A 17,950-nucleotide genomic window follows, 5' to 3' on the forward strand; every position below is an offset into this window, starting at 1 on the left:
GGATTGATTCTTCGTGCTGGTGTCCCATGTCCGTTTCCCGTTTTACCTTCTCCATTAAGCCTCAGGAAGCCATCCTGATTTTGATCACCATGTTCTGGGGCGGAACCTTTCTTGCCGTTCAGTACGCGGTCACGATGAGCGATCCGTTTTTCTTTGTAGGGCTGCGTTTTGCAACCGCTGCGGTTGCCGTGGCGCTTATTTCACTGAAAACCCTGCGCGGATTGACCCTGAGAGAGCTTAAAGCGGGTGTCGCCATTGGCGTGGCGATTGCCATGGGTTACAGCCTGCAAACGTGGGGGCTCCAGTCTATCTCCAGCAGTAAATCCGCCTTCATCACCGCCATGTACGTACCGCTGGTGCCGCTGTTGCAGTGGCTGTGCCTCGGCAGAATGCCGGGCCTGATGTCGTGCATTGGCATCGTGCTGGCGTTCATCGGCCTTATTTTATTAGCCGGGCCGGAAAATAATCTGCTGGCGCTGGGGCCGGGGGAGATCATCACTCTGGTGGGGGCCGTCGCCATTGCGGCAGAAATTATTCTGATTAGCGCCTGGGCAGGAAAAGTGGACGTCAAGCGGGTGACGGTGGTGCAGCTTGCCACCGCGTCGCTGGTGGCGTTCGCGACGATGGTGCCGGCAGGGGAGTCCGTCCCGCCGATGTCTACCGGGCTTATCGTCGTGGCGCTGGGGCTGGGTATTTTTAGCGCCATTATCCAGGTTACCATGAACTGGGCGCAGCGCAGCGTATCCCCGACACGGGCGACGGTCATTTACACCGGTGAACCGGTGTGGGCGGGTATTTTCGGGCGACTCGCCGGGGAGCGTCTGCCGCTGCTGGCGCTGGTGGGCGCGGCATTTATTATCGCCGGGGTGCTGGTGAGCGAGTTGAAGTTAAAAAAACGACGTAAGGCGACTGCCGGATTGAGCGCTGAACAAAGGGCAGATAGCTAACAACGCGCACCCTGTCCGTTTAGCCCGGCGGCGCTTCGCTTGCTCGGGCCTACTTGCCAATTGTAGGCCGGGTAAGCGTAGCGTCACCCGGCAAGAATGCGGCACGTATTTCAGGTGGAAGGGGTGATGGCTTTTCCTTGAGGTACATCCCTTTTCCGGCGGCTCAGCAGGGCGTTGAGCAGGATCGCGCCGAAGGTCGCCGTGCCAATCCCGCCCACCGTAAACCCGCCCAGCGTCAGGGCGAAATCACCCGCCCCCAGCACCAGCGTTACCGCCACCATGATCAGGTTACCGTTCTGGCTCAGATCAACATGATTCTGCACCCAGATACGTGCCCCCGCGACGGCAATAAGACCAAATACCACAATCGAGGCGCCGCCAATCACGGGTGCCGGGATGGTGTGGATCAATGCGCCGAATTTTGGGGAAAAGCCGAGCAGCATCGCCATCACCGCCGCCGCCACGAAGACCAGCGTCGAGTAGACTTTGGTCACTGCCATCACGCCGATGTTTTCCGCGTAGGTCGTCACGCCGCTGCCGCCGACCGAGCCGGAGAGCATGGTCGCCAGACCGTCTCCCACAAACGCCCGTCCCATATACGGGTCCATATTGCGGCCGGTCATTCCCGCTACGGCTTTCAAATGGCCCAGGTTTTCAGCCACCAGAATCACCGCGACAGGCGCGATGAGCATCATCGCCTGAACGTTAAAGGTGGGCGAGGTTATGTGCGGCATGCCGAACCAGGCGGCCTGATGAATCAGTGTGAAATCAACCGGTTTGCCGAGGCCGAACACGTTCGCCAGCAGCGCGTAGACCAGACAGGCCGCAATCAGCCCGACCAGGATCAGCAGCCGCTGGATCATGCCGCGCGTAAAGACCGCCACCACGCCGATGCACAGCACCGTAATCACCGCCATCCAGCTTTCAAACGGTGAGCCGGAAACGCTCTTCACCGCAATCGGCGCGAGGTTCAGGCCTATCGCCATCACCACCGCCCCGGTGACGACGGGGGGCATCATCCGCTCGATCCAGCGCGTGCCGACTTTCATCACCACCAGACCGGTCAGGGTATAGACCAGCCCACAGGCGATAATGCCGCCGAGGGCCACGCTCAGGTTGGGGTTAATACCCTGACCGTTAAACCCGGTCGCTGCAATGACCACCCCAACGAAGGCGGCGCTGGAGCCCAGATAGCTGGGCACACGCCCGCCGGTGACAAAAAAGAACAGCAGGGTACCCATACCCGACATCAAAATGGCGAGGTTAGGATCCAGCCCCATCAGCATGGGCATCAGCACCGTCGCACCAAACATCGCGACCGCATGCTGCACGCCCATCACCATGGTCTGCCCGAGCGGGAGCCTTTCATCCGGCGCGACCACGCCTTCTTCTGTGGAGGTCGATTTCAACTGCCAGTGGGGAAGTCCGAACATGATCTGTCTCCTGAATGCGGATTAACAGGCGGGTCGCATAAGTGCGTGATAGCCGCGGTCGAACCACACCAGCCCTTGCGGCGCCGGGTGGCGGATAATCGATACAATGTCGCAAAACAGAATGTCGTGGGTGCCGACGCTCACCACCTGGCTGATGCGGCAGTCGAATGAGGCCAGGGCCGCCTCCAGACGCGGGCAGCCCGTCTCCCCCGTCTGCCAGCGGGCAGCGGCAAAGCGGTCCGCCATCGGCGTTTTCCCGCCAAACAGGTTGGATAAAGGCTCCTGTCCGGCACTCAGCGTGTTAACGCACAGGGTGCGGTTCTCGCTGAAAATCGGCCAGACCGACGCGCCGCGGTTGAGGCACACCAGCAGAGTGGGCGGGGTATCGGTTACGCTGCATACCGCGCTTGCGGTAAAGCCCGCCATTCCCGCCGGGCCGTCGGTGGTGATGATATTGACCGCCGCACCGACGCAGGCCATGGCATCACGGAACGTTTGTTGATCGGGTGTCGTCATGATGGCTCCTTACGCCAGCCCGCAGGCATCGTCAAAGGCCAGACGCGGCAGGCGTCCGTACAGTTTGGTCGTATCGCCGTAGCCGATGTTGATCAGCAGATTGCTTTTAAGCAGCGTGCCCGTGAAAAAGGCCGCGTCCACTTTTTCCCGGTCAAAACCGGACATCGGCCCGGTGTCGAGCCCGAGCGCGCGGCAGGCGAAAATCAGGAACGCGGCCTGCATTGAGCTGTTGCGAAAGGCGGTTTCTTCCGCCAGCGCGGGGCTTGCGGTAAACCAGCTTCTGGCATCGCCGTGCGGGAACAGTACAGGCAGGCGCTCATAAAACTCGCTGTCCCAGGCGACAATCGCCGTGACCGGGGCAGTGAGCGTTTTCTCAAGGTTGCCGCTGGAGAGCGCCGGGCGCAGCTTTTCTTTTCCTTCCGGGCTTCGCACAAACACAATGCGCGCCGGGGAGCAGTTGGCGGACGTCGGCCCCCATTTCATCAGGTCATAAATCTCGTGCAGCGTCTCGTCACTGACCGGTATATCCAGCCAGCCGTTATGGGTACGTGCGCCGGTAAACAGCGTTTCCAGCGCGGCGGGCGTGATGGCTTCGCTCATTCAAACTCCTTACAAAGCGGATTCTGGGCTGTGCAGCAGGCTGGCAAGCCCGTTCAGCAGCAGAGTGTTAAAGATGTCCGGCGCGGTCACGTTGCAGGCATGCCCGCCCTGGCGCATGACCGTTTTGCGGGCGTGCGGGAGTGCGGCGTGCAGTTCATCAGAACAGACGGACGGCACCAGCAGATCGTCGGTGGAACAGATAATCTGCACGGGGCAGCGAACGCGTGCAGCGTGGCGGCTGAAATCGGCCTGCTTCAGGGCATGCAGCCTGCGCAGCAGATTGGCTTTGCCCTGAAAATGGGCCAGCGCCAGCGCGTGCTCGGCCTCCAGCCGCGGGGCGCGGGCGGCCATCCAGTCTGCCGGGTAGAGGAACAACGGCTGTGCCTCTACCCACGCCTGCGCGCCGCCCGAATGCAGCAGACGTTCGCGAACGTCAAAACAGCGTCGGGTATGGGCATTGAGCGTCAGCCAGCCGTTGACGCAGACCAGCGCGGTAAGGGCGTCGGGCTTATCGATGGCCAGCCGCAGGCCCACCAGCGCCCCCAGCGCGTGGCCGACCACGCAGTAACGGGCGATCCCGGCCCCGGCTAACGCCAGTGCGAGCTCGTCGGCCATGTGTGCGAGGGTGTAGTCTTCCGGCAGGGTATCCGGGTTATTCCCCGTGCCCCGCTGGTCGTAGCACACCACCTGATACTCCTGCCCCAGCACGGCGAGATGAGGCAGCCAGTAGCTCCCGCTGCCGCCGAGCCCGGCAATCAGTACCACCACGGGCGCGCCCGCAAAGGGGGGCGGGGAAATGGACAGTTTCATGGTGGCCTCACTTCGCGATGTGCGCAACGGTGGCAATTTCAACCAGCGCTTCGGGCTTTACCAGCCCGCACTGGATGCAAAACCGCGCCGGTTTATCGCCGGGGAAAAACTCCGCGTAGATTTCGTTAATCGCGGCGTAGTTTTTCCAGTCGGTGATAAAGATGCTGTTGAAGGTCACGTCCTCCATCGTACCACCCGCCGTTTCGATCACGGTTTTGATCGTCTCCAGCACGTGGCGGGTTTGCCCCTTTGGGTCGTTGATAAACACCACGTTGTTGTCTTTATCAAACGGCAGCGTGCCCGAGACATACACCACGCCGTCGGCGAGGGTGCCGGGAACGAAGGGGGCAATCGGAGTGCTGGTGCCCGGCGGAATAATCACGGATTTCGGCATAGCGGTTCTCCTCAGGCGATACGGGCGAGCGGGGGATCCAGCGCGTCGCAGAAATCATTGACGTTACTGACCCAGCCAAAAAAGGTTTCGATATTGAACAGGGCGGCTTTCTGGGCAAAATCCGGCCCGGCCTGATGGGTAGCGTCTTCCAGCACCACGCCAAAATACTCGAGGAAAAAGCCGTCGCGCAGGGTCGACTCCACGCAGACGTTGGTGGCAATGCCCGTAAAGACCAGATGACGAATGCCCCGGCTGCGCAGCAGGCTGTCGAGCGGGGTATTGAAAAAGCCGCTGTAGCGCGGTTTCGGCAGTACGATATCGCTGGCTTCCGGTACCAGCTCATCCACCAGTTGATAATCCCAGCCGCCTTTCGCCAGCAGCGTGCCCTGGAGTTCTGGCCGTTGGCGCATGGTTTTCAGGGCGTTGGATTTGTGAAAGTTGGGGGAGCCGGGACCACCAGCTTCGACGTACTGGTCGTCCCAGCCGTTCTGGAACCAGACGATGAGCATGCCCGCAGCGCGCGCAGCGTGCACGGCGGTTTTAATGTTCTCGATCACCGGCTGCGTGGTGGAGACGTCAAACCCGGCCAGATCCAGATACCCGCCTTTACTGGCATAGGCGTTTTGCATATCCACCACGATCAGCGCGCTGCGCTGCGCGTCAAAGGTAATGGCTTCCGGGCGAGCGTTGAGGGTCGTCATTACGCCACCTCCTTCGTCACGGCAGGGATGTGGGCGCGGCACTGCATCAGCGGCTGAATGCGCTCGCCGAAGGTTTCCACGCCGGTGAGAAAATCATCGAAGGTCAGCAGCACGCCTTCGGCGCCGGGCACGGCAGCCACTTCGTCGAGCATTCTGGCGACGCTGGCATACGAGCCAACCAGGGTGCCCATGTTGATATTGACGGCAGACGTCGGGTCGGCCATCTGGCGAACGTTGGTGTCCGCGCCGGAGCGGGTATCCTTCTGGCTCTGCTCGGTCAGCCAGCTCAGCGCTTCGTCATCCGCGCCGTCCTTGTATCGTTCCCATTTGGCGCGCGCGGCGTCATCGGTTTCGTCGGCAATCACCATAAACAGCACGTAGGAGCCCACGTCGCGCCCGGTTTTGTCGGCGGCCGCTTTCATGCGTGCCGCAGTGGGCGCGAAGGCGGCAGGGGTGTTAACGCCTTTACCGAAGCAGAAGTTGAAGTCGGCGTATTTCGAGGAAAATTCCATTCCCGCGTCGCTCTGCCCGGCGCAGATAACCTTCATCGGCCCCGACGGCTGCGGGCTGACGCGGCAGTCGTTCATGGTGAAGAAATCGCCTTTGAAATCGCTTTTGCCGGTGCCCCACAGATCGCGCAGCACCTGCACATATTCAGTCAGGTAGTCGTAGCGACGGGAGAAGTAATCGTCCCCCGGCCAGATCCCCATCTGCTCGTACTCCGGCTTTTGCCAGCCGGTGACCAGGTTAACGCCAAAGCGCCCGCCGGAGATGGAGTCGATGGTGGAGGCCATCCGCGCCACGATCGCCGGGGGCAGGGTAAGGGTGGCGGCGGTGGCGTAGATCTGGATCCGCGAGGTGACCGCCGCCAGGCCCGCCATCAGGGTAAAGGACTCCAGGTTGTGGTCCCAGAATTCGGTCTTACCGCCGAAACCGCGCAGCTTGATCATCGAGAGCGCAAAGTCGAAATGGTAATGCTCCGCTTTCTGCACGATGGCTTTATTCAGCTCAAAGGTCGGCATGTATTGCGGGGCAGTGGTCGAGATAAGCCAGCCGTTGTTGCCGATCGGTACAAATACGCCAATTTTCATCACGAACCTCTCTTCATCTCTGTGTGGGTGAAAGTCAGACGTGGCGCTGCATCCTGCATATCCTGTTCAGCCTCGTGAAAAGGGTTTTGCAAAGGGGATGCCAGTTTTTAAAAGGGCTTTATTGTTAATGTGTTAACGCAAGGTTGGTGAATAGAGTGCAAATAAAGTGGACTAAATGGTCAAAATAGATGCACGCAAACAGGCAACGGTGCGCGATGGCGGTGCAGGGGCGGTAAGGGATTGGGGAGCGGGTCGTCCGCATTGAGCAAAAAGCAAAAGTTAGTAATCGCTCTCGTTGCTGATGAGGGCCGCACCCGTGGCAGGATAAAAGGTGTTGTTATTCAATCTATCCAGGGTACAGATTCTCCAACATAAGTGTGTGTGTGCAGCAGCGGCAAGTCACCTTAACATCCTTTATCGTGATTAAAGTATTTACCTCTTACAGAATTCCATTCTCATCAACAAACAGACCCGGATAAAAACTGCTTTCGCCAATGCAGAATAAATCCCTTCGCTGATGCTCATGTAGCGCGACCAACCAGAATACAGGCTCGGTGGTATCAAGACGTCCACATACTTCGCTGAATATTTCATTCCACGATTTGCCAATCTTTTTGATCAGAAAATAAAACAATGGTGTGTAGTCTCGGCCATGCTTCTGTCCGCCATGTATTGACTCGCGCTTGGCCAGTAGTTCATCCCCGACTCTTTTACGATTACGTTCCCAGCAATATTCAGAACCTGGATTATTAGAATGGTGCCGCGTAGTCGTGTTGACGCTGCAATACAGTTTACGAGGCTTATTCTGTTTATGAGTACGCATAATCCGATCCTGTGCATCCTTTATTCTATGAGTTAGTAACTCCTGCCGGAGCTAGATTTAATAGTTGGAGGCTGCATAAAAAATTGCCGTGTTTAAAGGTAATTTCATTTTGCTGAAATACCCTCCCATTGACAACAACTAAAAGCCCGCTGCTGGCTGTGAATTCAACGGTTCGGAGCAATCACCAGCTTGGACGTTCAGGTTGTTCTGTCCAATTTCAGGTAATGGGAAATTCACCATGTAAATATATTTCACAAATCCATGTATCATGTGTATGAATTGTTTTCATGACCTGTTTCTTCTATAATTTGTGCCAGGACATAAACATCAAACATAATTTAGGTCGCAAAGATATGTATAAATGCCTCAGGTTGCCTTTTGACAAAGTAAAAATCGACAGAATGTGTGATGAGAAAGGTAACAATGCCTCATACGTAAGAATCACCTACAATGAGTTCTACTATTATTTAAGTTACTACGATCTGAGACCAGTCACACCAAATTTTAATTCCATTGAATGCATTCCCAAAAACAGCGATCTTTATATCATTGTATATAAAATATCACCTAATAGCTATAGGATATGCTGGCTAGGAGATTGCGATTGCATCGAGTTCAGAATGATGGACACTGAAAGAAATCGTGGTAAATCTGCATCTTTAGCTGTATTGCTTGGTCTGATTTTATGTACACTTTCTATAGGTGCGTATTACTCATCTAGCACTGATATATTTGTATGTTATGTCCCATTTTTATTACTAAGTTTGTTTGGTTTTATCCTGACACTCCTTAATTTTTGTCATACATACTCAGATGAATTCATTCAATTTCGAGATTTGATGCGAAAAAACCTTATGCAAGAAAAAGATTTATTTACCTCTGTTACAAACTTATCAAAAAGTTGCCAGCATAAACAAGATTATGAGCTAAACCTAAGATTACCTAAGGAACTCAACCGAAGAATAGTTTCAATAGACACTGTATACCGGGAGAGAAGAAAAGTAACTGTATACGAGCCCAATACTGGTTCAGATTTGTCTTATAGTACAAGTTACACAAAATGCATGGTGAATATGGTTTGTGATGGAGAAAAATTCACATTTGAGTATAAGGAGGCTTCAGGTGATCCAGCTCCATTTATTGCAAAGGGCGATAAAGCCAAACTATATTGGTATGGACCGGAACACGAAGTAATTCCTAGTGATCGCGAAGATATTACCTATGGAACACGACTTATTTGTTTACATAATATAACAACGGATAACTTTTATGAAAGTCGCATGTGTAATGAACCGGGTAATGTTTTCAAACTATCGCAGAAGGGAGGACGGGATATTTATAACCACTACTCGCAATGTTGATTAAAAAATCATCTATCATGCGATCCCACTAGATGCACTCCCAATAAGAGCTGGATGCAGCCATCGAGCCGCACCAGCCGTCTTTTCTTCACTCTTTTAATTCTCCGCAATCACTTGGACATACAGCATTTTATATCCACTGGGACTGATAACATATCAGTTCAAAAATATCCTATATAAAACAACTGCAACTAAACAAATAAATGCTGCTAGTGAGATTTTTCCAAGACCGGACTCGTATTTTAAAACCATAAAAACCATAAAAACCATAAAAACCAAAAGAAGAAAAGCCAGAGCAGGCAGTCTCCATACCACAAAAAACACCGTTAATTTTGGCATCATTGATTATACATCACTGATCCTTTCATTGTAATATCTGCTTCCTCGGGATGCTCAGACTGTTCTGTCTATATCCGCCAGGGCATGGGAGGCATTTAACGACGAAACTCCCGCAGCGTTAGCGAGGACAAAAAATGAGCTGCGACTTCAGCCATAATAATCCCCCATACTGCAAAACTGGGTTTTCTACCGTGGTGCTTCGTGGGCCAATTTTCTGGGATTCAGACCCGGAACGCGCCATTTCAGCAATATTTCAGACCAGTTTTGTTGTAATCTAAAGCAGTCAGCACTCGATCTTCCAGGATAAGTATCGCCTGTGTCCTTTTCCGTGTCACCCTGACAAACAGGAAGTTCCGTCCATTTATGTAAAATAACAGCCGATACACCTTCAGAAATCACGGTAGTTGACCGGCTGCTATGAGCAGAGGAACGGAAATACAGGAAATGATGTAAGCGCTTTTCATGATACAGAGAAAGTAATTATGCCAAACGCATTAATTGACCAACGCTTTTACTGAACTGATACCACCCGTCAGACGATCCTGCCTGAATATTTGCGCAGGATCGTCTATCAGCATTGGGGAAGTATATTAGCGACTATCGCGTCTCGTGTTAAACCGCCTCTATATTGTACCCATCAGGATCAAGGATGAACGCGGCGTAATATCCAGGGTGATAATGGGGCCTGTAACCCGGCGCACCATTATCTTTTCCACCTGCCTGGAGGGCGACATGGTGGAATGCCTCAACATCCTCTTTGTTTTTTGCATTGAAGGCAAGATGCATTCGGGGTGTGGAGGGAGTTCCCTGTGTTAACCAGAACGCACCGCTAGGATCTTGCCCTTCATCGAGTTGGGCGGGACCAAAACCTACCGCCTTGCCCGGAAATTCAAGCCGGATAACATGACCAAGACTGGCAAGAACATTTGTGTAACATTACTTACTGTCTTCAAGATTTATGACGTTGAATCCGGTGTAGTCAATCATTTTTTACTCTCGTCAGCAAAGAAGAATAACAGTAAAACATTAAACCATCGGGTGAGGTTGGATTTGGTATAAGAATTGGTGATTGCGTCTGTTCTTTACCTGTGTGAAACGATCTCTCCCAGAGCTGGTATGTTTGTTCTCTATTGATTCTCGCGCTGATATTTGTAAGGTCCACTCCTGACACGATGCAGCCAGCACCGAAGGTCCGCTGTGAGCGAAAATCGGACGTTATATACACATCCCCATTATCTTGAGTATGCTCCGCTGTGACTCTGTTTCGAAAACGATGTCGCTGATGTATTGCATTCCCTGCTTTTTATAGAATCTATGAGCATGTTCGTTTTGCTCGAGAACCTCCAACCATAAAAATTTTTTTCCATCACTTCGGGCAAGATCTATGAATTTTTTAAACATTAATTGACCGTAATGCTGATTCGTTTTAGTTGGGGCAAGGTAGAGTTTGTCAAGAAGAACACCACTAATGTCTGTATTAGGGATAGTCGCTTGCCATGTCAGCTTCGCAAAACTAATCGGCTGATCTATTTCCGCTATATACCAGCTTATGTTTTGTCATTAATATTCTGCTCAATAACAGGAAGAGAATATTCACATTCCAAATAATTATACAATCCTGATTCTGACTGCCACATATGCTTAAAGTGCGCTGGATAGATGCGATAGCCAAGCTCTTTTAGTAATACTGAATCGGCTAATGTTGCTTGTCGTATGACTAAAGGCATGGGAAAAGCCCTTACTTAACGAGAAAAAAGTGATATCAAATTTGTAATATAAGTGGGCTGTTAAGTCTACCTGTCCGTACATTTTCCTTTTTGATTCGGTGCAGCCCCGCTCCCCAAAATGTCGAGAGAAAGCAGGGCATTTGCTATGCTATGGCAAACCAATAAGGAGAGCGAAAATGACACAAGGCGCAGTGAAAACACCAGGTAAACGTTCGCAGGCGGTGAGCGCCAAGAAACAGGCGATCCTCAGCGCTGCGCTGGAGACATTTTCGCAGTTTGGTATTCACGGTACGCGCCTTGAGCAGGTGGCGGAGCAGGCCGGGGTGTCCAAGACCAATCTGCTCTACTACTACCCTTCGAAAGAGGCGCTGTATGTGGCGGTGATGCAGCAGATCCTGGATATCTGGCTCGCACCACTTAAAGCATTTCGCGAAGAGCTGGCCCCGCTGGTGGCGATAGAGGAGTACATACGCCTGAAGCTGGAGGTATCGCGTGATTACCCGCAGGCATCAAGGCTGTTCTGCCTGGAGATGTTGCAGGGCGCGCCGCTGTTGCAGGCGGAGCTGACGGGAGATCTAAAGCAGCTGGTGGACGATAAATCGGCCATTATTGCCGGATGGGTCGCCAGCGGAAAACTGGCGCCCGTCGATCCGCATCATCTGATCTTCATGATTTGGGCCTCAACCCAGCACTACGCTGACTTCGCGGCCCAGGTCGAGGCGGTGACCGGTAAAACGCTCCAGGACGAGGCGTTTTTCCAGAGTACGCTGGATAACGTGCAGCGGATGATTATCGAAGGGATCCGTGTGCGCTAATCAGCCGGTTGGAAAGGGCAGCTTAAATTGCCCTCTTCACACTGCATCAACGAGGCCAGAAAGGCTTCGCGCTCCGCTGTTTTCTCGGTCAGGCACTGGTTGATAATCATCGGCTGAATAGTGCCACCTTCGGTTCCTGAACCCATCAATTTACAGTCTGCGTCACGCAGGGCGATCCACGCCTGCTGCGCCTTTTTCAGCAGGTCGCGCTGAGTGGCTGCCGCGCGTTTGATGGCGGCCTGGTACGTCTGGTTGAGCTTTTTATCCGCAGCCTGGTACTGCTCTGCCGCACAGGCACTGAGTTCTGTCTGGGTGGTCGCTTTGTCGCACTCGTCGGCCAGCGCGCTGACGCTGAGCAGCAGTGCTGCGCCTGCGATAAGATATCGTTTCATACACTCCCCAATAAAATAAGGCTCCGTCTCCGGAGCCTTATTAGCACAGCGTTAGCCGATTGTCATCAGGCTGGCGTTACCCCCTGCCGCCGCGGTGTTGACGCTGAGCGAGCGCTCAACGTACAGACGCTCCAGCAGCAGGTTGGTTTCCCCGCGCGCAAAGCCCTGCACGGAAACGATGGCACCGCTGCGGGCCGCCACCTGCTCACATAGTTCGCGCAGCTGGTCGGAATCACCGTGGTAGATCACCGCGTCAAAGGGCTGGGTCAGCAGGGCATCGGCCTTCGCAAAGCGAATGCGGGCCGAGACCGCTTTTGGCAGCTGTTTGGCGAGGTCGCGATGCAGCGCATCTTCCGGCCACAGCACCTCACAGCCCGTTGCCGTCGCGGCAGCCAGCTGCACCAGCGCGTCCTGCTCGTTATCCGCCACGCACAGCACGCGCTCGCGCGGCATCAGCGTCCATGTGTTGCGCTCACCGGTTGGACCCGGCAGCAGACGCTGTGTTCCCGCCTGCGCCAGCTCGCCGTACTGTTGTGCAATCGCATGCAGCTCGGGACGATTTTCTGCCCACTTAATCAGCGCGTCCAGCGGCTGGGTTAGCACGGTTTTCACCTGCGCATCCACCGGATATTCCGCGTCATGACGCGCCAGCGTCACGCCCAGCGCATTTTCCGGGCGGTTTGCCAGCAGACGGTACAGGTAGAGCGGGCCGCCCGCTTTCGGACCGGTGCCGGAGAGGCCTTCACCGCCGAACGGCTGCACGCCCACGACCGCGCCAACCATGTTGCGGTTAACGTACAGGTTGCCAACTTTAGCATTGCCGGTCACCTGGGCAATGGTTTCGTCGATACGGGTATGCACGCCAAGCGTCAGGCCGTAACCCGAGGCGTTGATCTGATCGATCAGCTCGTTGAGGTTGTTACGGTTGTAGCGCACCACGTGCAGTACCGGGCCGAAGACCTCTTTTTTCAGCTCGTCGAAGCTTGCCAGCTCAATCAGCGTTGGCGGCACGAAGGTGCCGGTCTGCCACTCGCGGGCATCTTCGCTGTTCTCGCGCACCGCCTGGAACACCGGACGGCCTTTGGCACGCATGGTCTGAATGTGGTTTTCAATGTTGGCTTTGGCTTCCGCGTCGATCACCGGCCCGATGTCGGTAGTGAGACGGCCCGGGTTGCCCATGCGGCATTCCGCCATCGCACCGCGCAGCATCTTCAGCGTGTGGTCAGCCACGTCATCCTGTAAGCACAGTACGCGCAGGGCGGAACAGCGTTGGCCCGCGCTGTCGAAGGCAGAGGCCAGCACGTCAACGACGACCTGCTCGGTGAGTGCGGAGGAGTCCACGATCATGGCGTTCATGCCGCCGGTTTCAGCGATCAGCGGGGTAGGACGGCCCTGCGCATCCAGACGGGTGGCGATGTTGCGTTGTAGCAGGGAGGCCACTTCGGTAGAACCGGTAAACATCACGCCGCGTACGCGGTTATCGGAGGTCAGTTTGGCCCCGACCGTTTCACCGCGCCCTGGCAGCAGCTGCACCACGCCCGCCGGTACGCCCGCTTCCAGCAGAATGTTAATGCCCTGGGCGGCAATCAGCGGGGTCTGCTCTGCCGGTTTCGCCAGCACGCTGTTGCCTGCGGCCAGCGCCGCGGCAATCTGGCCGGTGAAGATCGCCAGCGGGAAGTTCCACGGGCTGATACACACCACCGGGCCGAGCGGACGGTGGGTTTCGTTGTCGAAATCATCGCGCACCTGACCGGCGTAGTAGTGCAGGAAGTCGACCGCCTCGCGCACTTCGGCGATGGCGTTGCTGAAGGTTTTACCCGCTTCACGCACCAGAATGCCGATAAGCTGCTGCATCTGATCTTCCATCAGCACCGCCGCGCGTTCCAGAATGGCGGCGCGCTCCTGTGGCGGCGTGGCGAACCAGATTGGCGCGTTATTCACCGCGCTCTCCAGGGCCTGCTCCACTTCCGCTTCCGTGGCTTCGCGCACGTAGCCGACGATATCCTTCGGCTCTGCCGGGTTGATCACCGGCTGCATTTCACCGTCCTCAACGGACTGCTCAAGGATCGGCCTGGCCTGCCACTTCTGCAATGCGCTGTTAAGCAGGGCAGAAGAGAGCGACGCCAGACGGTGTTCGTTGGCGAGATCCAGACCCGCCGAGTTGACGCGACCTGCACCATACAGCTCGCGCGGCAGGGCAATCTTCGGATGCGGCAGACCAATCTGGCCTTCCTGCGCCGCCATCTTCTCAACGGCCTGTACCGGGTCGGCCACCAGTTCGTCCAGCGGCAGGGTGGTATCGGCGATGCGGTTAACGAAGGAGGTGTTCGCCCCGTTCTCCAGCAGACGACGCACCAGGTAGGCCAGCAGAGTTTCGTGAGTACCTACCGGGGCATAAATACGGCACGGACGGTTCAGCTTGCCGTCGGCCACTTTACCGGTCACCTGCTCGTACAGCGGTTCGCCCATGCCGTGCAGACACTGGAACTCGTACTGGCCCGGATAGTAGTTCTGACCCGCCAGGCTGTAGATCGCCGCCAGGGTGTGGGCGTTGTGGGTGGCGAACTGCGGATAAATCAGGTTCGGCACGCCGAGCAGTTTTTTCGCGCAGGCGAGGTAGGAGACGTCGGTGTAGACCTTGCGGGTATAGACCGGATAGCCTTCCAGACCTTCCATCTGGGCGCGTTTGATTTCGCTGTCCCAGTAGGCGCCCTTCACCAGACGGATCATCAGGCGGCGACGGCTGCGGCTGGCCAGGTCAATCAGGTAGTCAATGACGAACGGGCAGCGTTTCTGGTAGGCCTGGATAACGAAACCAATCCCGTTCCAGCCCGCCAGCTCCGGCTCGAAGCACAGTTTTTCCAGCAGATCGAGGGAGATCTCCAGACGGTCCGCCTCTTCGGCGTCGATGTTAATGCCGATATCATACTGGCGCGCCAGCAGGGTCAGGGACTTCAGGCGCGGGTAGAGTTCTTCCATCACCCGGTCGTACTGCGCACGGCTGTAGCGCGGGTGCAGGGCGGAGAGCTTAATGGAGATGCCCGGGCCTTCATAAATACCGCGACCGTTGGACGCTTTACCGATGGCGTGGATCGCCTGCTGGTAAGAGACCATGTAGGCCTGCGCGTCGGCGGCGGTCAGCGCCGCTTCGCCCAGCATGTCGTAGGAGTAGCGGAAACCTTTATCTTCCAGCTTACGCGCGTTTGCCAGCGCTTCGGCAATGGTTTCCCCGGTGACGAACTGCTCGCCCATCAGGCGCATCGCCATGTCCACGCCCTTGCGGATCAGCGGCTCGCCGCTCTTGCCGATGATGCGGTTCAGAGAGCGCGACAGGTTGGCTTCGTTATGGGTGGAGACCAGCTTGCCGGTAAACAGCAGGCCCCAGGTGGCGGCGTTAACGAACAGGGACGGACTGCGGCCAATGTGGGAGTGCCAGTTGCCGTTGCTGATTTTGTCGCGGATCAGGGCATCGCGGGTGGCTTTATCCGGAATACGCAGCAGCGCTTCCGCCAGACACATCAGCGCCACGCCTTCCTGCGAGGAGAGGGAGAACTCCTGCAACAGACCCTGCACCATACCGGCGCGTCCGCTGGCGGTTTTCTGGTTACGCAGCTTGTCGGCGAGCTGATACGCCAGGCTGTGCGCCTGAGCGGCAACGGCTTCCGGCAGGCGCGCCTGCTCCAGCAGCATCGGCACGGCGTCGGTTTCGGCACGGCGGTAGGCGCCGGTAATGGCGGCGCGGCTGACGGACTGCGGCAGGATCTGCTCGGCAAATTCGAGGAACGGCTGGTGGTTCTCCTCAACGGCCGTCGCGGCTTCTTCGCTTTCGTTCGCTGCGCCCGCCAGCAGGGCAGGCAGCTCCGGCAGACCTTCTTCACTCTCCAGTCTTTCCAGATAGTTAAAAATCGCCTGCTTGATTAACCAGTGCGGTGTGCGGTCGATGCGGGTCGCAGCGGTTTTAATCCGTTCGCGGGTAGCGTCATCCAGCTTAACCCCCATGGTGGTCATCCCCATGCCAAAACTCCTGTTGTTCTGTAATAGCGTTCTGTTGATAGCGTGAAATATCCACCATGTTGCAACTTTGTGCAACCGTGTTAAATGTGACCTGGTCTGCAAGCTGGAAAATGAATGGATTGTTAACGATTAGTTAGCTGTGAAAAAGAACGTGCGGCCGTTTCTGAGCCCAGTTTTTATGCGGTGCTTAACACTTTTTAAAGGTGCAACCCGTAAAAGCGTGAGCGAGTGCAACCTATAGGAAAGACGTATAAAACCAGTGATGAAATTCATGTAAATGCAGTGTTAAATCGTTTGTCAGTGGGATGCGTATACGGCAGGATAGCGCGCCCAACGGAAACACATACACACATCACTACGTTCCGGTGATGACATAACAAGGCAACCCGGACGGTTGTCGCTCGACATTTTGGAGAATTTGAATGGCTATTAGCACACCGATGCTGGTGACATTTCTCGTTTATATTTTTGGCATGATCCTGATAGGGTTTTTGGCATGGCGTTCCACTAAAAACTTTGACGACTACATCCTCGGCGGGCGCAGCTTAGGCCCGATGGTCACCGCACTCTCTGCGGGCGCTTCCGACATGAGCGGCTGGCTGCTGATGGGGCTGCCGGGCGCGATTTTCATCTCCGGTATCTCCGAAAGCTGGATCGCCATCGGCCTGACCGTTGGCGCATGGATCAACTGGAAGCTGGTAGCAGGCCGTCTGCGTGTGCATACCGAAGCCAACAACAACGCCCTGACGCTGCCGGATTACTTCACCGGACGCTTTGAAGATAACAGCCGTATCCTGCGCATTATCTCTGCGGTGGTGATCCTGCTGTTCTTCACCATCTACTGTGCTTCCGGCATCGTGGCGGGCGCGCGTCTGTTCGAAAGTACCTTCGGCATGAGCTATGAAACCGCCCTGTGGGCCGGTGCGGCCGCGACCATCCTCTATACCTTCGTGGGCGGATTCCTGGCGGTAAGCTGGACCGACACCGTGCAGGCGAGCCTGATGATTTTCGCCCTGATCCTGACCCCGGTGATTGTCATTTTCACCGTCGGCGGCTTTGGCGAATCGCTGGAAGTGATCAAGCAGAAGAGCATTGAAAACGTCGATATGCTGAAAGGGCTGAACTTTGTCGCCATCGTCTCCCTGATGGGCTGGGGCCTGGGCTACTTCGGTCAGCCGCACATTCTGGCGCGCTTTATGGCGGCGGATTCTCACCATACCATCGTTCACGCGCGTCGCATCAGCATGACGTGGATGATCCTGTGTCTGGCGGGCGCGTGCGCGGTTGGCTTCTTCGGCATTGCGTACTTTAACAACAACCCGGCGCAGGCGGGCGCGGTGAACCAGAACGCCGAGCGCGTGTTCATCGAACTGGCGCAGATTCTGTTTAACCCTTGGATTGCCGGTATTCTGCTCTCCGCGATCCTGGCTGCGGTGATGTCCACCCTGAGCTGTCAGCTGCTGGTGTGCTCCAGCGCCATCACCGAAGACCTCTACAAAGCGTTCCTGCGTAAGGGCGCGAGCCAGAAAGAGCTGGTGTGGGTAGGGCGTTTTATGGTGCTGCTGGTTGCGCTGGTGGCGATTGCGCTGGCAGCAAACCCGGAAAACCGCGTGCTGGGGCTGGTGAGCTACGCGTGGGCGGGCTTCGGTGCCGCGTTTGGGCCGGTAGTCCTGTTCTCCGTCATGTGGTCACGCATGACCCGCAACGGCGCGCTGGCGGGGATGATTATTGGTGCGGTTACCGTTATCGTCTGGAAACAGTTCGCCTGGCTGGGCCTGTACGAAATCATTCCTGGCTTCATCTTCGGCAGCATCGGTATCGTGGTCTTCAGCCTGCTGGGTAAAGCACCGTCTGCCTCCATGCAGAAACGCTTTGCGGAAGCCGACGCGCACTACCACACTGCGCCGCCGACTAAGCTTCAGGCTGAGTAATCTCCCCTCACCCTAACCCTCTCCCCGGTGGGGAGAGGGGATAGTCCTTTCACCTA

General features: G+C 55.8%; 16 protein-coding genes. 4 read left to right on the top strand and 12 right to left on the bottom strand.

Translation table 11 applies throughout. The annotated features are described in order from the left end of the window. Positions 1-26 precede the first annotated feature (26 nt). Positions 27-947 carry a DMT family transporter gene (locus tag O1724_RS08570; RefSeq protein ID WP_023315780.1) on the top strand — a complete coding sequence of 307 codons (921 nt, stop codon included), beginning with the start codon at positions 27-29 and terminating at the stop codon, positions 945-947. A gap of 110 nt (positions 948-1,057) precedes the next feature. Here the strand turns inward: O1724_RS08570 and rutG are convergent, their stop codons facing one another. The 8 genes from rutG to O1724_RS08610 all read right to left on the bottom strand — a co-directional run bounded on the left by rutG (position 1,058) and on the right by O1724_RS08610 (position 7,315). Next, positions 1,058-2,380: a pyrimidine utilization transport protein G gene (gene rutG, locus O1724_RS08575; RefSeq protein ID WP_058659644.1), complete on the bottom strand. Its 1,323-nt coding sequence runs from the start codon at positions 2,378-2,380 to the stop codon at positions 1,058-1,060. A gap of 21 nt (positions 2,381-2,401) precedes the next feature. Continuing rightward, positions 2,402-2,896: an NADH-dependent FMN reductase RutF gene (rutF, locus tag O1724_RS08580; RefSeq protein WP_063401667.1), complete on the bottom strand. Its 495-nt coding sequence runs from the start codon at positions 2,894-2,896 to the stop codon at positions 2,402-2,404. Between the two features lie 9 nt (positions 2,897-2,905). Continuing rightward, complete coding sequence (locus O1724_RS08585) at positions 2,906-3,496, bottom strand: malonic semialdehyde reductase (RefSeq protein WP_060580007.1); 591 nt, start codon at positions 3,494-3,496, stop codon at positions 2,906-2,908. A 9-nt stretch (positions 3,497-3,505) separates the two neighbouring features. Beyond that, positions 3,506-4,306 (bottom strand): pyrimidine utilization protein D, encoded by an 801-nt coding sequence (gene rutD / locus O1724_RS08590; protein ID WP_126296702.1) that lies wholly within the window; start codon positions 4,304-4,306, stop codon positions 3,506-3,508. 7 nt (positions 4,307-4,313) lie between these two features. Continuing rightward, positions 4,314-4,700: a pyrimidine utilization protein C gene (gene rutC, locus O1724_RS08595; protein WP_003858097.1), complete on the bottom strand. Its 387-nt coding sequence runs from the start codon at positions 4,698-4,700 to the stop codon at positions 4,314-4,316. 11 nt (positions 4,701-4,711) lie between these two features. Next, a complete protein-coding gene (rutB, locus tag O1724_RS08600) occupies positions 4,712-5,401 on the bottom strand; it encodes a pyrimidine utilization protein B (RefSeq protein WP_003858095.1) in 690 nt (229 codons plus the stop codon). After that, positions 5,401-6,492 (bottom strand): pyrimidine utilization protein A, encoded by a 1,092-nt coding sequence (gene rutA / locus O1724_RS08605; RefSeq protein WP_063401665.1) that lies wholly within the window; start codon positions 6,490-6,492, stop codon positions 5,401-5,403. Before rutA ends, rutB begins: the two co-directional genes overlap by 1 nt. A gap of 439 nt (positions 6,493-6,931) precedes the next feature. Beyond that, positions 6,932-7,315 (bottom strand): hypothetical protein, encoded by a 384-nt coding sequence (locus tag O1724_RS08610; protein WP_230683309.1) that lies wholly within the window; start codon positions 7,313-7,315, stop codon positions 6,932-6,934. 620 nt (positions 7,316-7,935) lie between these two features. On the opposite strand from O1724_RS08610, the gene O1724_RS08615 reads away from it, so the two are divergent. After that, entirely contained in the window at positions 7,936-8,676 is a 741-nt protein-coding gene (locus tag O1724_RS08615) for a hypothetical protein (protein ID WP_126296701.1), read from the top strand. Between the two features lie 951 nt (positions 8,677-9,627). Here O1724_RS08615 and O1724_RS08620 read toward each other — a convergent pair. Together O1724_RS08620 and O1724_RS08625 are read right to left on the bottom strand one after the other, a co-directional pair. Continuing rightward, a complete protein-coding gene (locus O1724_RS08620) occupies positions 9,628-9,801 on the bottom strand; it encodes a VOC family protein (protein WP_214595493.1) in 174 nt (57 codons plus the stop codon). Between the two features lie 429 nt (positions 9,802-10,230). Further along, a complete protein-coding gene (locus O1724_RS08625) occupies positions 10,231-10,566 on the bottom strand; it encodes a GNAT family N-acetyltransferase (protein WP_308464224.1) in 336 nt (111 codons plus the stop codon). 352 nt (positions 10,567-10,918) lie between these two features. Between O1724_RS08625 and rutR the strand changes: the two genes are divergently transcribed. Next, complete coding sequence (gene rutR, locus O1724_RS08630) at positions 10,919-11,557, top strand: HTH-type transcriptional regulator RutR (RefSeq protein ID WP_015570865.1); 639 nt, start codon at positions 10,919-10,921, stop codon at positions 11,555-11,557. Here the strand turns inward: rutR and O1724_RS08635 are convergent. Next, entirely contained in the window at positions 11,554-11,949 is a 396-nt protein-coding gene (locus O1724_RS08635) for a lysozyme inhibitor LprI family protein (RefSeq protein ID WP_100154691.1), read from the bottom strand. The genes rutR and O1724_RS08635 overlap by 4 nt on opposite strands. Before the next feature lie 51 nt (positions 11,950-12,000). After that, entirely contained in the window at positions 12,001-15,963 is a 3,963-nt protein-coding gene (gene putA, locus O1724_RS08640; protein ID WP_479983958.1) for a trifunctional transcriptional regulator/proline dehydrogenase/L-glutamate gamma-semialdehyde dehydrogenase, read from the bottom strand. Positions 15,964-16,385: 422 nt separating this feature from the next. On the opposite strand from putA, the gene putP reads away from it, so the two are divergent. Further along, positions 16,386-17,894, top strand: coding sequence for a sodium/proline symporter PutP (putP, locus tag O1724_RS08645; protein ID WP_003858085.1), 1,509 nt, complete (start codon positions 16,386-16,388; stop codon positions 17,892-17,894). Positions 17,895-17,950 lie beyond the last annotated feature (56 nt).

The organism is Enterobacter cloacae complex sp. HYC074_NIDB, assembly GCF_056673345.1.

What these genes read in the sequence shown, in the direction of transcription:
- O1724_RS08570 (WP_023315780.1), top strand. Translation starts at nt 27, where the DNA reads ATGTCCGTTTCCCGTTTTACCTTCTCCATTAAGCCTCAGGAAGCCATC.
- rutG (WP_058659644.1), bottom strand. Translation starts at nt 2,380, where the DNA reads ATGTTCGGACTTCCCCACTGGCAGTTGAAATCGACCTCCACAGAAGAA.
- rutF (WP_063401667.1), bottom strand. Translation starts at nt 2,896, where the DNA reads ATGACGACACCCGATCAACAAACGTTCCGTGATGCCATGGCCTGCGTC.
- O1724_RS08585 (WP_060580007.1), bottom strand. Translation starts at nt 3,496, where the DNA reads ATGAGCGAAGCCATCACGCCCGCCGCGCTGGAAACGCTGTTTACCGGC.
- rutD (WP_126296702.1), bottom strand. Translation starts at nt 4,306, where the DNA reads ATGAAACTGTCCATTTCCCCGCCCCCCTTTGCGGGCGCGCCCGTGGTG.
- rutC (WP_003858097.1), bottom strand. Translation starts at nt 4,700, where the DNA reads ATGCCGAAATCCGTGATTATTCCGCCGGGCACCAGCACTCCGATTGCC.
- rutB (WP_003858095.1), bottom strand. Translation starts at nt 5,401, where the DNA reads ATGACGACCCTCAACGCTCGCCCGGAAGCCATTACCTTTGACGCGCAG.
- rutA (WP_063401665.1), bottom strand. Translation starts at nt 6,492, where the DNA reads ATGAAAATTGGCGTATTTGTACCGATCGGCAACAACGGCTGGCTTATC.
- O1724_RS08610 (WP_230683309.1), bottom strand. Translation starts at nt 7,315, where the DNA reads ATGCGTACTCATAAACAGAATAAGCCTCGTAAACTGTATTGCAGCGTC.
- O1724_RS08615 (WP_126296701.1), top strand. Translation starts at nt 7,936, where the DNA reads ATGATGGACACTGAAAGAAATCGTGGTAAATCTGCATCTTTAGCTGTA.
- O1724_RS08620 (WP_214595493.1), bottom strand. Translation starts at nt 9,801, where the DNA reads ATGCATCTTGCCTTCAATGCAAAAAACAAAGAGGATGTTGAGGCATTC.
- rutR (WP_015570865.1), top strand. Translation starts at nt 10,919, where the DNA reads ATGACACAAGGCGCAGTGAAAACACCAGGTAAACGTTCGCAGGCGGTG.
- O1724_RS08635 (WP_100154691.1), bottom strand. Translation starts at nt 11,949, where the DNA reads ATGAAACGATATCTTATCGCAGGCGCAGCACTGCTGCTCAGCGTCAGC.
- putA (WP_479983958.1), bottom strand. Translation starts at nt 15,963, where the DNA reads ATGGGGATGACCACCATGGGGGTTAAGCTGGATGACGCTACCCGCGAA.
- putP (WP_003858085.1), top strand. Translation starts at nt 16,386, where the DNA reads ATGGCTATTAGCACACCGATGCTGGTGACATTTCTCGTTTATATTTTT.